11 protein-coding genes and 2 pseudogenes are annotated in these 14,298 nt (G+C 70.5%); 6 read left to right on the top strand and 7 right to left on the bottom strand.

The window, feature by feature from the left end; translation table 11 throughout:
- The first annotated feature begins 7 nt into the window (after positions 1 to 7).
- From ACIBJF_RS14240 to ACIBJF_RS14230, 3 genes are all read left to right on the top strand, one after another.
- Positions 8 to 2,569 carry an ATP-binding protein gene (locus tag ACIBJF_RS14240; protein WP_399173995.1) on the top strand — a complete coding sequence of 854 codons (2,562 nt, stop codon included), beginning with the start codon at positions 8 to 10 and terminating at the stop codon, positions 2,567 to 2,569.
- A gap of 209 nt (positions 2,570 to 2,778) precedes the next feature.
- Positions 2,779 to 4,194 carry a DEAD/DEAH box helicase gene (locus tag ACIBJF_RS14235; RefSeq protein ID WP_399173994.1) on the top strand — a complete coding sequence of 472 codons (1,416 nt, stop codon included), beginning with the start codon at positions 2,779 to 2,781 and terminating at the stop codon, positions 4,192 to 4,194.
- A gap of 133 nt (positions 4,195 to 4,327) precedes the next feature.
- Positions 4,328 to 4,570: a DUF5302 domain-containing protein gene (locus ACIBJF_RS14230; RefSeq protein ID WP_399173993.1), complete on the top strand. Its 243-nt coding sequence runs from the start codon at positions 4,328 to 4,330 to the stop codon at positions 4,568 to 4,570.
- Positions 4,571 to 5,153: 583 nt separating this feature from the next.
- On the opposite strand, the gene ACIBJF_RS14225 is transcribed toward ACIBJF_RS14230, so the two are convergent.
- Positions 5,154 to 6,110, bottom strand: coding sequence for a hypothetical protein (locus ACIBJF_RS14225; RefSeq protein WP_399173992.1), 957 nt, complete (start codon positions 6,108 to 6,110; stop codon positions 5,154 to 5,156).
- 221 nt (positions 6,111 to 6,331) lie between these two features.
- Here ACIBJF_RS14225 and ACIBJF_RS14220 point away from each other — a divergent pair, with 221 nt between their 5' ends.
- On the top strand, positions 6,332 to 7,201 hold the full coding sequence (locus ACIBJF_RS14220) for a 3-hydroxyacyl-CoA dehydrogenase family protein (protein ID WP_399173991.1): 870 nt from the start codon (positions 6,332 to 6,334) through the stop codon (positions 7,199 to 7,201).
- A gap of 165 nt (positions 7,202 to 7,366) precedes the next feature.
- Here ACIBJF_RS14220 and ACIBJF_RS14215 read toward each other — a convergent pair whose 3' ends face one another.
- From ACIBJF_RS14215 to ACIBJF_RS14195, 5 genes and pseudogenes are all read right to left on the bottom strand, one after another.
- Positions 7,367 to 9,073, bottom strand: a complete 1,707-nt coding sequence (locus tag ACIBJF_RS14215; protein WP_399173990.1) for an alpha-keto acid decarboxylase family protein — start codon at positions 9,071 to 9,073, stop codon at positions 7,367 to 7,369.
- 388 nt (positions 9,074 to 9,461) lie between these two features.
- A pseudogene (locus ACIBJF_RS14210) lies at positions 9,462 to 9,599 on the bottom strand (transposase); the annotation flags it as partial.
- 1,017 nt (positions 9,600 to 10,616) lie between these two features.
- Complete coding sequence (locus ACIBJF_RS14205) at positions 10,617 to 11,015, bottom strand: DUF5994 family protein (RefSeq protein WP_399173989.1); 399 nt, start codon at positions 11,013 to 11,015, stop codon at positions 10,617 to 10,619.
- 193 nt (positions 11,016 to 11,208) lie between these two features.
- Positions 11,209 to 11,523, bottom strand: coding sequence for a hypothetical protein (locus tag ACIBJF_RS14200; protein WP_399173988.1), 315 nt, complete (start codon positions 11,521 to 11,523; stop codon positions 11,209 to 11,211).
- A 73-nt stretch (positions 11,524 to 11,596) separates the two neighbouring features.
- Positions 11,597 to 11,858, bottom strand: a pseudogene (locus tag ACIBJF_RS14195) (hypothetical protein).
- 341 nt (positions 11,859 to 12,199) lie between these two features.
- On the opposite strand from ACIBJF_RS14195, the gene ACIBJF_RS14190 reads away from it, so the two are divergent.
- Positions 12,200 to 12,880, top strand: coding sequence for a hypothetical protein (locus ACIBJF_RS14190; protein WP_399173987.1), 681 nt, complete (start codon positions 12,200 to 12,202; stop codon positions 12,878 to 12,880).
- A 32-nt stretch (positions 12,881 to 12,912) separates the two neighbouring features.
- Here the strand turns inward: ACIBJF_RS14190 and ACIBJF_RS14185 are convergent, their stop codons facing one another.
- Positions 12,913 to 13,701, bottom strand: a complete 789-nt coding sequence (locus tag ACIBJF_RS14185) for a PP2C family protein-serine/threonine phosphatase (protein ID WP_399173986.1) — start codon at positions 13,699 to 13,701, stop codon at positions 12,913 to 12,915.
- Positions 13,702 to 13,963: 262 nt separating this feature from the next.
- On the opposite strand from ACIBJF_RS14185, the gene ACIBJF_RS14180 reads away from it, so the two are divergent.
- Positions 13,964 to 14,188 carry a hypothetical protein gene (locus ACIBJF_RS14180; RefSeq protein WP_399173985.1) on the top strand — a complete coding sequence of 75 codons (225 nt, stop codon included), beginning with the start codon at positions 13,964 to 13,966 and terminating at the stop codon, positions 14,186 to 14,188.
- Positions 14,189 to 14,298 lie beyond the last annotated feature (110 nt).

The raw sequence follows: 14,298 nt of genomic DNA, 5'->3' as shown, positions 1-14,298 counted from the left end.
CACCCGGATGCCCGCGGTGGCCGGCCCTGCCACGGTGCCGGCCATCGCGCAGAGACACATGGCTGAAGGCGATGGTTTCCTTCCGGGGCGGTGCGGCCAGGAATCGGAGATGAGCCGGAGTCGAACATGTGAGGTGTGCGGTGCGGCGCTGATCGTGAGGCCGCACGGGGGTCGGCCGGCTCGATACTGCTCCAGCGCCTGCCGGCAGCGGGCACTGCGGCGACGGACGGCTTCGAAGGCCGCGGGTGCGGTCCCGACTGCCGGTGGGAGCGTCCTGCCGCCGGCGCTCGACTCCTTCGTCGGTCGGCAGCACGAGCTGTCGTGCCTGCGTACTCTCCTGAGGAGTTCGCGCCTCCTCACGCTCACCGGTGCCGGCGGTGTGGGCAAGACCCGGCTGGTGCTGGAGTTCGCCAAGGCATTACCGAAGCGCTTCACACGAGTCGACCTCGTGGAACTCGCATCACTCCAGGACAGCGCGCTGCTGACGCAGTCTTTGGCCGCCGCGCTGGGGGTGGGTGAGCGAGCGGGCCGGACCGGCGTCGACGTGCTGGTACGGGCGATCGGTGACGCCCCCCGGGTGCTGATCCTGGACAACTGCGAGCATCTGGCCGAGCAGTGCGCCCGATCGGCGGCGACCCTGCTGGGCCGCTGCCCCCGTCTACGGATCCTGGCCACCAGCCGGGAGGCCCTGAGGGTGCCCGGAGAGACCGTGTTCCGGGTCGGCGAGCTGTCCCTGCCGCCGGCCGACGCCGTTGACGATGTGACGGCCCTCTTACAGTCCGAGGCCGTACGGCTCTTCGTCGACCGCGCAGCGAGCAACTCCCCGGGGTTCGCACTCCATCGCGGCAACAGCCACCTGGTGGCCGAGATCTGCAGGCGCCTGGACGGCCTGGCGCTCGCCGTCGAACTCGCGGCCCGCCACGTCGGTGCGCTCGCGCTGAGCGACATCCTGGCGGGGCTGGAAGACCAGTTCTCCCAGCTCGACCTCCTGACCGGGGGAAGCCGAACCGGACCCGCACGCCACAGCGGGCTCGCCGCAGCGGTCGATTGGAGCCATCGGCTGCTGGATCCGGCCGAGCAGACGGTCTTCCGGCGCCTCTCGGTCCTGGTCGGCGGGTTCGACGCGACCGCTGCGCAAACAGTCTGCGCCGGGAACGGCATAGGCCGGCGGCAGGTCTTCCGCATCCTGCGCGCCCTGGAAGCGAAGTCGCTCGTCGTGCGTCTGCCGGGAGATACGGCGCCCACACGCTTCAAGCAGTTGAGCGCCATCCGGGTCTGCGCCCTGGACCGTCTGCGCGCATCCGGCGAGCTGCACGCCACCGTGCACCGGGCGCTCGCGTGGCTGACCGAGCTGGCCGGGCGGAGCCGCGGGGAGGTGTTCGCCGACCAGGCCGGCAGCCCGCTCGCGGCGGAACGGGACAATCTCGCCTCGGTGCTGGCCTGCAGCGCCGGCCACGGCGATGCCGTACGGGTGCGGCTGACACTGGAGCTGGCGCGTGTGCACTACCAGCAGGAGCAGCCGTCGGCCGCCCGTGCGTTACTCACCGGACTACTGCGGGAACCTGGGGGCCGGGCGCTGGGTGGGCAGCTGCCGGCGCTCGCCGCACGCGTGGCCTGTCAGCAGGCCGATCCGGAAGAGGCACTGCGCCTGGGCGAGCAGGCGGTGCAGAGCGAGCGGATGCGCCGTGACCCGGCCGGACTGGCCAACGCCCTGGACGCCCGGGCGGCGGCGCGACTGTGCCGCGGTGAGTTCGCCGAGGCCGTCGCGGATCTGAGGGAGTGCCTGGAGGTCGTCGCCTCCTTCGGCACGCCGCAGGACACTGCTTGGTGCAGCCATCACCTGGCCTGGGCGCTGCTTCAGGCCGGCGGGGAGCTGGAGGCCGACGACCTGATGTCACGGTGTCTGCCCGTGCTGAGGCAGCAAGCGCCGTGGCCTCGTACCGCGGCCGCGCTGCACACCGCGGGGGCCATACGGCTGGCCTTGGGGCGGCTGCGCAGCGCGGAGACCTTGTTCTCCGAGGTCCTGCGGATCGCTCCAGGAGCCAGTTTCCATGCCCTGTACCCCGTGGAGGGCCTGGCCCTCGTGGCCGTGGAGAGCGGCGACATGCAGCGTGCGCTGCGGCTGTACGAGGCGAGCGTGCAGGCACGGCGCCGCCTGGACACCGAGCCCGAGGGTCCCTGGCGGCACAGGGTGGAAGAGGCGGCGGAGCGTGCCCGGACACAGCTGTCGGCGGCGGCGCGGGAGGCTGCCGTCGCCGGTGCTCGTGGACTGCGCGGAGAGCGGCTGGTCGCGTACGCGCTCGGGGCAGGGAGCGGGGGCCACCGAACGCGGCGTGATGTCCGGGCCACAGACGATCGGTTCCTGCTCACCGCACGGGAGTCCACGGTGGCCGAACTCGTCGCCGAAGGGCTGACCAACCGCCAGATTGCGGACCGGCTCGGTCTTTCGATCCATACGGTCGCCACGCACCTGGACAAGGTACGCGACAAGCTGGGCCTGCGCTCCCGCACCCAGATCGCACTGTGGGCAGCCGCACGGACCGAGGGCGGGTGGACGGCCCGGCGGTGAGCACCTGGCCGGGCAGTGTCCCGGCTCGCCGTGCGTCGCGTCATCGACGCGGGGGGGGGGATCGGTGTCAGGGCCCGAGGCATCGTGTTAGCCTTGTGCGTTTGCGTGGTCGTCGCGGTGGGCGATTCTGCCTGTTCGGTTCCGCTTGTGCGTGGGCTGTTCAATCCTGCCGGGCCTTCCTCGGTACGTTCCCCTGCGGAAGGCTGTTCATGAAGCATCCCGATGACTCCGGCACCGCTCACGGCGGTCCCGCCCAGCCCGAGGTTACGACCCCGGCGCTGCCCCCGGCCGTATCCTTCGCCGGTCTGAAACTGCCGGTGGAGGTGGTTCGGACGCTGAGCGGACTCGGGGTGCGCGAGCCCTTCCCGATCCAGGCCGCCACACTGCCCGATGCCCTGGAGGGGCGCGACGTCCTGGGGTGCGGGCGCACCGGATCGGGCAAGACGCTCGCCTTCGGCCTGCCGCTGCTGACCCGTACGGCCGGGCGGCGCGCCGAACCGAAGCAGCCCCTCGCTCTGGTCCTTGTGCCCACCCGGGAGCTGGCGCAACAGGTCACCCAGGCGCTGGCGCCGTACGCCGAGGCACTGCGGCTGCGGATGGCCACGGTCGTCGGCGGCATGTCGATCGGCCGGCAGGTCGCCGCGCTGCGCCAGGGAGCCGAGGTGGTCGTTGCCACCCCCGGACGCCTGCACGACCTGATCGAGCGCAACGCCTGCCGCCTGGGACGGGTGAGGATCACCGTGCTGGACGAGGCTGACCAGATGTGCGACTTGGGATTCCTGCCACAGGTTGTCGACGTCCTCGACCAGGTGCACCCCGACGGTCAGCGGATGCTGTTCTCGGCCACTCTGGATCGCGACGTCGATCAGCTGGTCCGCCGCTACCTCCACGACCCCGTCGTCCACTCGGTCGACCCGTCCGCGGGCACGGTCGCGACGATGGAGCACCACGTTCTGGTCGTCCACGGCCCTGACCGCTACGCCGTCACCACGGAGATCGCCGCCCGCGACGGCCGCGTACTGCTGTTCCTCGACACCAAGCACGCCGTCGACCAGCTCACCCGGCACCTGCGGGCCAGCGGGGTGCACGCCGGGGCCCTGCACAGCGGCAAGTCCCAGCCACAGCGCACACGGACCCTGGCGCAGTTCAAGAACGGCCAGATCACCGTTCTGGTCGCGACCGATGTCGCGGCCCGTGGCCTGCACGTCGACGACCTCGATCTCGTGGTCAACGTCGACCCGCCCACCGACCCCAAGGACTATGTGCACCGGGCGGGCCGCACCGCGCGGGCCGGTGCGTCCGGCAGCGTGGTCACGCTCGTGCCGGCGGGCCAGCGCCGCGAGACGAGCCGCATGCTGGCCGGGGCCGGCATCGAGGCAACCGTCACCAAGGTGCGCTCGGGCGAGGCGGAGTTGAGCCGGATCACCGGTGCCAAGGCTCCCTCCGGGACCCCGCTCGACGGCGGCCCCGCCGTCCCCCGGCCCAAGAACACCAACGCTCCCTTCCGCGGCCTCGGCACCAGCAAGGACCCCTCCCGCGGCGTCGGCGGCAAGTCACGAAAGGCCGGCGAGGCCCGCAAGCTCGCCGAGGCCCGCAAGGCCGCCCTCGTGCGTCGCAACGGCTGAGAGGCGTTGCCCTGGCGGTGAATGTCATGAGAGAGATATCCGCCGCAGCGGAGCAGGATGATGTTGCCGGCGCCCCGCACCGCGCCCGGCATGACATGCTGTGCTCGCCCACTCCCGAACCCAGGAGGTCACCATGACCGCAGAGCCCGTATCCACGGAAGGTTCGGAGCCGGCTGACCCGGAGACGTCCTCTCTGACGCCGGACAGCGACGGCAACTACGACCTCAAGCGCAAGTTCCGCGAAGCCCTGGCGCGCAAGCGGGGTGTGCAGGCGGACGCCGCCGATGCTGCCGCCAACCCCAATGCGTCGAAAGTGCGCGCGGCGCACGGCCCGGCTGCGAGCCAGCGGTCGTTCAGGCGCAAGAGCGGCGGCTGAGTCGATCGGTTCAGGGCTCCGGCCGCTTCACCAGCACTCTGAGCGCTACCCACACGCGCGTCCCGTGCAGTGGCCGGCAACGTGCGCACACCCCTGTGCACGTTGCCGGCGAGGCCGGACGGTGTCCGGCTCGCTGACCTGCACCCGTGGCAGGGACCTGCTGCGCCGCCCGGCGCCCTGCTCGGAAGGCTCGATGCGTGGCTCGACAGCTCGCCCGTGGGCGGGGGGCGTTCTTCAAGGGGAGTGCCGTTCGTTGCCGAGGACCGCGTGAACTCGGTCAGCAGACCGTCGCGGAATGCGCGAAGCAGTGGCGCCCCCGGCAGCGCAGGATGACGGAGTACTCCACGGGCCGGCACGTCGACAGCTATTCCGTGTCCTCAAAGCCATCCTGCGGGACGCTTACGGTGAGCGGGCGTGGCGGACGACCCTGCGAAGGGGGTCCAAGAGCCGGAGCACGTCCGCGAGAAGGCGGTCATCCCGTCCCTCGACTATGTGAAAACGGCGCTGACCGCCGCGGATCACATCCTTGCTCTGCGGCCCCCTTGGGCCTGTGGCTGTCCGGTCGGCCGTGTGGGTGTGCGGGTCAACTGATGCCGGCGATGCCGGTCAGCGGGTGGGGGAGGGACACGATCTCGCGTTCCCCTCGCCCGTCGGCCGGCCCGCCGGGCAGCGGGACGGCGCGGATGTGTCCACCGAGGTCGGACACGTAGGCGGTGCCCGCGTCGTCGTCGACGGCCAGGCCGATCGTCTCGGCGAACCCGCCGGCCAGGATCTGTGGTGTACCGCCGGGGGCACCCGCCGCCGGGACCGGGGCCCGATTGAGGGTGTTTCCGGCCGGGGGAGCGCCGCGGTCGGTCCAGTACAGCCAGTCGCCGTCGAGGTGCAGGTCGATCGGCTCCGGCAGGCCCGTCCAGAGCAGTTCGATGTCGCTGCGCCGCTCGGGGCTCTCCCCGGCGGGGAGCTCGAGGCCGCAGCGGAAGATACGGCCCTGGCCGCCCTTGGCCGGGCCCTTCTGAGTCCAGTAGAGGTGCCCGCGTACGGGGTCCACAGCCACGCCCACGCATTCCTGCGCGATGTCGCCGGGCGGGTTGACCACCAGGTCGGACAGGCCGCTGCCGTCCGTCCGGACTCGGCTCACCCGGCAGCCCTCACGGTCGCCCCAGTACAGGAACCCGGCGCCGTCCGAGGCCAGTTGCTTACCGGTGGTGATCGCTCCGGGCTCGACCACGTCCCGGCGGCCGCTGCCGTCCAGACGCACCGCGTGCACGCCGCCATTGCGCCGGGAGAAGTCCTGGGCGGCCTCCCCGGAGCCCTTGGCCGGATCGTGCGTCGGCGTGCCCATGGTGGTCCAGTAGACGACACCGGCCTCGACGACGATCCCGTCCGGGGCGGAGCCCGCGTCCTGGACCAGGGTTTCCATCCGGCCGTCCGCGATGCCGACCCGCAGCACGCTCCCCGGTACGGCCGTCAGTGCCAGCAGTTCGTCCCACATCTGGCTCTCCTCGTGTCCCTCGGCCTGGCCGGCGGGCGTGCCTTCCATGGCAGTGCGCTCCGCCCGGCGGTGCGACTGCAGATGGGCCGATCGGCGGAACGGATGGATGACATGGGAGAGGCCGTATGCCACCGAGTCCGGCCGCGGCTGAGCTCTGCCTCGAACGGTCCTCCCCGGTTTCCGACCGCATGGCGCGCGCTGAGACTGAGATTGCGAGGCGATTCACCATCGCAGCAATCGCAGCTGCCGCCACGAGAGCAGGAACCAGCATGTCCTTCGCGCTCCCCACGAACATCGAGAGCCGTCCGGTCGCGGTGATCGGCGCAGGCACCCTCGGCCGCAGGATCGCGCTGATGTTCGCCGACCGCGGCGGGCTCGTCCGGATCTACGACAAGTCCGCGCAGGCCGGCGAAGCGGCGCGCGCCTATGTCGAGGAGAACCTCCCCAAGGTCGCCGCGAAGATCCAGGGCGGCAAGCCGGGCTCGGTGGTCGTCACCAACGACATGGCCGAAGCCCTCGCGGACGCCTGGCTCGTGGTCGAGGCCGTGCCCGAACGCCTCGACCTGAAGAAGGAGATCTTCGGCGAACTCGACCGCACTGCGGCCCCCGACGCGATCCTGGCCAGCAACTCCTCCTCCTACGCGTCGAGCGAGTTCATCGACCAGGTCGAGCACCCGGAACGGGTGCTGAACATGCACTTCTACATGCCGCCCGCGCAGAACGCCATCGACATCATGTCCGACGGCCACACCGCTCCGGGCATCATGGAACTGCTCAAGAAGGAGCTGCCCCGGTACGGCGTGTACGCGTTCGAGGCTCACCAGAAGTCGACCGGCTTCATCTTCAACCGCATCTGGGCGGCCATCAAGCGCGAAGCCCTCGAAGTGGTCGCCGAGGGGGTGTCCACGCCGCAGGACGTGGACGAGATGTGGAAGATCAACACGGGTACCCCGGCCGGACCGTTCCGGATGATGGACCAGGTCGGCCTGGACGTGGTCCTGGACATCGAGAAGCACTACGCCGCCGAGAACCCGGCACTGCCCACCGGGCCGCGAGAGCTGCTGAAGAAGTACGTGGACGCAGGCCACCTGGGCGTCAAGACCGGGCAGGGCTTCTACACCTACAGCCACCAGGACTGAACTGCCCGCATCGCGGTGGGCTTCGTGGTCGCGCTCGCCTCCGGCTTCGCGAAGACCTGCTATGACGACCGCAAGGGCCTGTACCGCATGGCGCCCGCGCAGAGATGAAGCCACCCGGGCGGTCTGCCCCCCCGGCCGCGCCGCCGCTTCGCGTTGGCCGGGGAGTCAGGCCGGCCTGAGCTGTACGTTGTCGCGGTGCTGCGGGCCGCGAGGCCCGTAGTCGATGTCCGCGCCGGTGTTGCTGCTGGTCATGACCGCGGCGGGAGCGTCGTAGGGATCCATGACCGCTTCGATGAAGATCAGCGTGTCGTTGGGCGCGCTGAGGGCCTCCGCCAGGTCCGCAGTGGTCTTGACAACGAACGACCGCGCCGTGGTGTCCGGGCGGAGCACCCTCGGTAGATCCGCGTAGGCCCAGGTGGCGATGTCGTTGTACTGCTCGGTTTTGCCTAGGTAACCGCGTTCGATGGTGTATCCGCCGTTGTTGATCAGGAAGATCACCGGCTTGTGGTCGTGCCGGAGGATGGTCGACAGCTCCGGGGCGGTCAGCTGGAATGAGCCGTCGCCCAGGAACAGCAGGTGGCGACGGTCTGGTGCTGCGGTCAGCGTGCCGAGCAGGGCTGCGACCGAGTAGCCGATCGAGCCCCAGTTGATCGATCCGACGAAGGTGCAGTCCGGTGGCAGGTGCAGGCCGAGGAGGGCGTACGACGTGCCGTTGTCGAGGAGGAGCACGTCCCCGGACCGGAGGTAGCCCTGGATTGCTTGCCAGTACGCGGCCTGCGTCAGGTTGGTGGAGCCGCCTGCGGGTGTCTCCGCCGCCGTAGCCCCCCGCTGTGGTGCAGCGCGGCTCGTGACGTGCGGGACGGCGTCCCGTACGCCGCGGATGACTTCCTTGAGCGTCACCGCCTGATAGTTGTCATCGCCGATGTCCACCGAGTGGCTGCGGGCGTGGATCGTGTCGGCGGGCAGCGAAGCGGTGAAGTCGCCCGTGGTCACCTCGATCGGCCGGTAGCCGATGGAGAGCAGGCAGTCGCTGGTCTCGATCGCCGCGCGCACGTGCGGCTCGCTTGCCTGGCCGTTGTAGATGCCCACGTAATAGGGGAACGTTTCGTCGATGACCGCCTTGGCTGAGCTGATCACTGCTACGGCAAGCTGCATCTTCTCGGCCAGCCCCATGACGTCGGCTGCCACGCCGAACCGGTCCGCGTCCAGATCCACCAGGACCGCCGGTGACTTGGCGGCGGACAGGTGGGCTGCGATTGCGGTGATGCACGACCGCAGCCGTTCCGGGTCGCTGGGCGGTTGCGCGAGCTCGAGCGGGGCTTGCGGAACCTCGATGTCGAGATAGGCGATGTCGGAAGGCAACTCCATGTAGACCGGGAGCTTTTCCCGCCACGCGGTGAGGATCAGCCTGTCGATCTCGGTGACCGCGTTGTGCGGGGTCAGTCGCGCCTGCGCGGCGGTCACCTGCGCGTAGGCGCCGAGGAAGCGGTCCCAGGTGCCGTCGGCCATCGTGTGGTGCATCCCCAAGCCGCGATCGATGGACTTGAGCGGTATCGACCCGCAGATACAGGCCACCGGCACGTGCTCGCTGTAGGAGCCGGCTACCCCGTTGATCGCGCTCAGGGCGCCTACGGCGTTCGTCACGAGGAGCGCGCCCATGCCGTTCAGCCGGGCGTAGCCGTCCGCTGCATAGGACGCGTTCAGCTCACTGCAGTTGCCGACCCATTTCAGCGTGCCCGTGTCCTGGAGCTGCTGCAGCAGTTCGAGGTTGAAGTCACCAGGGACGCCGAAGAGGTGGCCGACGCCGGCCTCCTTCAGACGCCGGAGCAGGAAGTCGCCGATCGTCATCCATCGGCTCGGGCTGGTGGACATCGCCTGTGCCTCCGAAATCGCCGGTGTCGTCTCCGCCGGGAGCGGGAGCGGCTTATGTCCATTTTGCGATGAGAGATGGTTGGGGGCCTGTGGGGGTGTTCGCGCTTCCGCTCACGGGCGGATCAACCAGGGAGTTGCGGGCGGTCGCGTACCCCGGCCCCTGTGGTGGCGCCAGGGCACGCTGCAACGGCAAGATCGCCGGCAGAGTCTCTTGTCGGGCGCGGGGACGGGCGGACGCTCGCCCAGCGCACGCATGACGGCTCGGGCGGCCATCTGGTTGCGGGCCCAGGCCATCAGGAACGTGCCGTACCCCTCTCGCTCTGCTGGTCATCGGCTTCTCCGGGGTGAGCGCCACAATCCGCTGGACGTAGATGCCAGGCAGGTGGATCTGCGGGCACCGCCCGCTGCCGCTGATCCTGCCGGAGTCGCGGGGCACGGGGGCGACGCCGGCGCAGCCGGCGAGGCGGTCGTCGGTGCCGAAGACGTCCATGTCCCCGCCGGTGACTGCCAGGAACTCTGCGTCGACGATGACGCCCAGACCGGCCGATCCGGCGGGCGCGCGCTTGGTAGCCGGTCAAGCCGTCGACGAAGATCGGTCAGGTCGGCAAGAAGCGTTTGCGGGACATCTCGTCCTGAATACACCTCAGAAAAGCAGCAACGGGTCAGCGTGAGTCCTCGAACAGCTGCCGGCAGCTGACCACACATGAGAAACGATGTAGCCTCCGCACAACGCCCTTGACCTGCAGAAGCGGGCAGGGAGCAGACGAATCGGGAGTTTCCTCGTGTTCCGTACCATGTTCAAGTCCAAGATCTAGCGTTTGGGTGTTTCTGCAGGTCAGGGCCCTGATCGCCGCCTCCGGGTCAGCAAAAGGTCAGCATCAGGCCGGAGGGTGTCCGGCTTGCTGACCTGCACCCGTGGCAGGGGCCTGCTGTGCCGTCCGCCGCCCTGTTCGGAAGGCTTGATAGGTGGCTCGACAGCTCGCTCGTGGGATGGGGTCGTTCTTCAAGGAGTGCGGTTGTTCCAGGCCGACTCGTTGCCCGCATCCGTACACGATTCGGTTCCGGGACGCTCTCGGTAAGCAGCGTGAAGAGGCCGGCTACGGGACGCAGGACGACGCGATCGAGCGCCTGACTCAGATCTACGGGGAGAAGAAGAAGACGGCGCCGTCCGTTGCTGAGGCCCGCCGTGAACTCGGTCAGCAGACCGTCGCTGAATACGCGAAGCAGTGGCGCCCTCGGCAGCGCAGGATGACGGTAGTTGTCGGCGGTTCGGCGCCGTGTGTCCATGCGCGGTCGCGGTGGCACATGTGCAGCACTGCTGGGTAACGGCTCGGACCGGCTACACCGGTTGCCGCCGGGCAGCCCCGCGACGACAACCGGGCCGGCGGGTCGTACCGGCCTCGTGCGGCCTCGCGGCTCATTGCCGAACCGTTGGCCCTACGGGACGTGGTTCGCGCGTCCGGCCCGCCACCAGCCGGGTGCCACATCCTTCGGTGTGCCAACCCGCGGACGACAATTCACCTGCTGTGGATTTCGGAATCGTTCACCAGCCGAGCGCCAGCAGGCGCGCGGCGGTCAGCGGGTTCTCGGAGTCGGCCGCGGCGGCCAGCAGCCGGGCGGCTGTTCCGGCCGGCTCATCCGGCGGGATGACCAGGAGCACCCAACGTCCCACGGAGCCGCAGTCCAGGGAGATGACGTGCGTCTCGCCTCCGGGGCCGGCCGACTCCACGGCGATCACCCGGCCGGGCGCCATGACGGTGCGCGGGGTGTCGAACCATTCGGCGGGGTCCACGGTGACCCGAACCGTCGTGTCCGGGTCCGGCCCCAACGAGCCGACGAGCGAGGGAAGTTCGAGCTCCAGCGCATCGCAGTGCGGCCACCAGGCCCCGTTCAGCGGGCCGTGGCTGACGTCCGGGGTGAGGGCCAGGCGAGGCGTGGGCATGCGGTACGTGTGCGTGTCGGCCGAGGACGCGCCTTCGGCCGGTGCTCCGCCGGGTTCCATCGTGCGGTCCCGTCCCGGGAGCCGTCGGACGACTGCCCGTTTCGTCACTCGCCGGGAACGGCACCGCCGGTCGCGCTGCGCGAAAAGCTCTCGGTGCGGTCAGGCTACCTCTGGACGAGGAGAAGAGGGCGGGTCAGTCGTCCGGCTGTGCCTCCTCTGGCTTCACCCGGTCCTCCTGTTCCTCCTCTTCCTCCTCCAGTTCCTCCATCAGACGGATGCCCGCGTGCGTCAGCGAGACGGTGGCGGGGGTGTGGTGTGATGTCCAGTCCACGCTGATCAGACCCTCGTCGGTCAGATAGGCGCAGGCGGCGGAGAGGTCCTCGTCGGGCAGGGCCAGCTCGGCGCGCAGCGCCGATCCATTCACCTCGGGGCGGTTGCGCTCGACGGCCCCGTACAGGGATCGCAGGACCGCCTTCCGGTTGTTCTTGCGTTCGCGGAGTTTCGTCATGGCTGTCGTTCTCCGGTTTGACGGCCGCGCGGGGACAAGGCGACGGCGGATCCTCGGGCCGCTCGGATCCGGGTCACACCTCGTCGGCGTGTGTCTGTGTCTGCTCTGTCGAGGTGCTGGTCGTGAGCCAGGACTGTGCGGGTTCCGCCGCTTGAGCGGTGTCGAGGGGTGATGTGGAGCCGGGTCCCTCCTGCGTGGCCCGCGGGATAGCTGCGCTGCTCGGTCGAGGCGAAGCAGCGCCGGAGCACTTCGGCGACGCGCCGGGCGACCTCCGGCGTCGCGGCCACGATGCGGACCTCGGCCTGGCCTTCGGAGGGAAAGGGCTCGTGCTTCATACGGACCTCCTGGCAGGTGAGGGAGCAACCCCGACCGAGGTCGCTGCCCGACGCCCGTCGTCGGTGCGAGCTGCGGCGTGTCACCACGGCCACCCCCTTTTTGAAGGGTATGCCGGGCAAGGGAGCGTGCGTGCCACGACCGACCCCTCGCGCAAGACCGGTGCTCTCCCGGAACGGGCTGTCGCAGTCGTCGGCCGCCGCCGCGCAACCGTGGCGGGACCGGCCGGGAGTACGGTGGAGACACCGAGGGCATGCCGGGCATCGGCTCCGGCACCGGTGCCGCTCTCGGTGATCGGCGACGCCGGGTGGGCCTGGTCCGCGCCCGGGGCAGGGTCCGACCCATGAGCGCGCACATGCTCCTCCCGACGACCTCGAACCTCCCCGCGCCCCAGCCGGCACCGGGCAGGTCGTACACGCGCAGGCCGGGCCGACCGATGCGGGAGCAGGGATCCTCGCCCCACGAGGGAGAACGCCTCCGCCCGCTGACGCGCGGCCAGGTCGAGGACCGCCTGCAGGAGCTGGGCGACCTGTACGCGGAGGTGTCCGGCGGCGGCCCATGGGCGTGGAACGAGGCGCGTGCCGCCTTTCTGCGACACCTCGCGGCCGACGCACGACGACCGGGGTTCTCGCTGCTGATCGCGGAGACCACGGTCCTGACCGGATGCGCCTACGGCTTTCCCGTGAGCGGCGCCGGTCCGTGGTGGGCGGGCTTCGACGGAGACGTTCGGGAGAGCCTGCTCCGCCGCGTCGCCCCCGGGCGGCTCTTCGTCGTCTCCGGGATCGTCGTCCCGTCCCGCGTGCGCCGGGAGAACCAGGGCCGTGCCTGGAACCTCGCCCGGCGCCTGCAGCGGCGACTGCTCGCCGACCACGGCTCCGCGCTCGGAGTCACGTTGGTGGAAGCCTGGGACGTCGGCATGGTTGAGACGTTGAGGTCGTGGGGGTGGCGGAGCGCCGGAGACGACACCCGCACGGCCGGACCGCCCGGCTCGTGCCGCGTGCTGGTGCTGACTGCGGGGGCGTGAGCAGCGCCGTCATCGATCACGGCCCGCCCCGGTCAGCGCACGGGCAGGCGCCGGGCGAGGAGGGCGATGTCGTCGGTGCTGCCGGGTGGCATCCGGGCGGACAGCTGGTCGCACAGGGTGTGCAGCGGTTCGTGCGCGAGGGCGAGGGCATGGCGGCGCAGTCGGCCGAGCCCGCTGTCCAGGTCGCTGCCCGGAGCCTCGATCAGGCCGTCGGTGTACAGCAGGAGCGCGGACCCCGGCGGCAGGGCGCGAGCGGCACTCGGACGATGACTGCCGACGCCCAGGTGGGTTCCGAGAATCAGTCCCTGCCCGACTTCGAGGTACTGCGCGTTCCCGCCGGGGGGCAGCAGCAGGGGAGGCGGGTGCCCGGCACTGGTCCAGCGAAGCGTCCAGGGGCCGGTGCCCGGGCCTTCCAACCGGGCGAGGACGAGGGTGGCCATCGGCACGGTCGTGATGGCGTGCATGGCGTCGTCGAGGCGGTCCACGACGGCACCGGTCGGCCCGGTGTGGTCCCAGGAGAGGGAGCGCAGGACGCCGTGCAACTGCGCCATGCCGGCCGCGGCGGCCAGATCGTGGCCCACGACGTCGCCGATGACGAGGGCGAGCGCGCCGTCCCTCAGCGGGAACGCGTCGTACCAGTCGCCACCGATCTGCGATCCGGCCGGAGCGGGCTGGTACCGGGCGGCCAGCTGGATCCGGCGGTGCTCGGGCAGTGCAGGAAGAAGGTTGCGCTGCATGGCCTCGGCGACCTCGCGCTGATGGCCGAACCGGCGGGCGTTGTCGATGACCGGGCCGACCCGGCGGCCGATGTTGCTCGCCACGTCCAGATCGCCGGTGTCGAAGGGCCGTGCCGTGCCGGGTCGGTGCGGACCAGCGTCAGGGCGCCGGTGACCTGCCGTCCGGTGCCCAGTGGCACCGTGACGACCTCTGACGCACCGGTCGCTGAGAGGAAGGCGCTGTGAACCGCGGCCAGGGGGAGTCGAGCAGTGTCTCCGTGTCTGCCCGGTCCTGCAGGATGGGACCGCCTCCGTTCGGCACCTGGGCCAGGGGCGAAGGGGCCGTCTCTCCGGCCGGGGGTAAAAGTTGACCACGCCAGTCCTCCTGTCCGGCGTCACGGCCCTCAGGCCCGGTCACGGCCACCCGGTGCACCTGACGGGAGCGGACCCGGAGGTCTACCGCCGCCCCGTCGCCGAGGCGGGGAACCAGAAGCCGGCTCAACCGGGCGAGGGCCTCGTCCACCTCCAGGGTCTGGCCGAGCACCTCGGTGATCTCCGCGACGAGTGTCAACCGCTTGGTGAGACTCTCTAGAGCGGTCGTATGAGCGGCTCGTTCCGGCTGTTCGGTGCGTTCTGCCTGCTCCGCGGGTTCCGCGCGTTTCCCTGTGGGCATGGCCGTCCGCCGCTGTCTCGACGATGAGC

The organism is Streptomyces sp. NPDC050743, from assembly GCF_044456925.1.
In the GTDB taxonomy this organism is placed as follows: Bacteria; Actinomycetota; Actinomycetes; order Streptomycetales; family Streptomycetaceae; genus Streptomyces.
The sequence above is the reverse complement of the archived record's forward strand: the minus strand, read 5'-3'. Positions and strand labels throughout refer to the sequence as shown.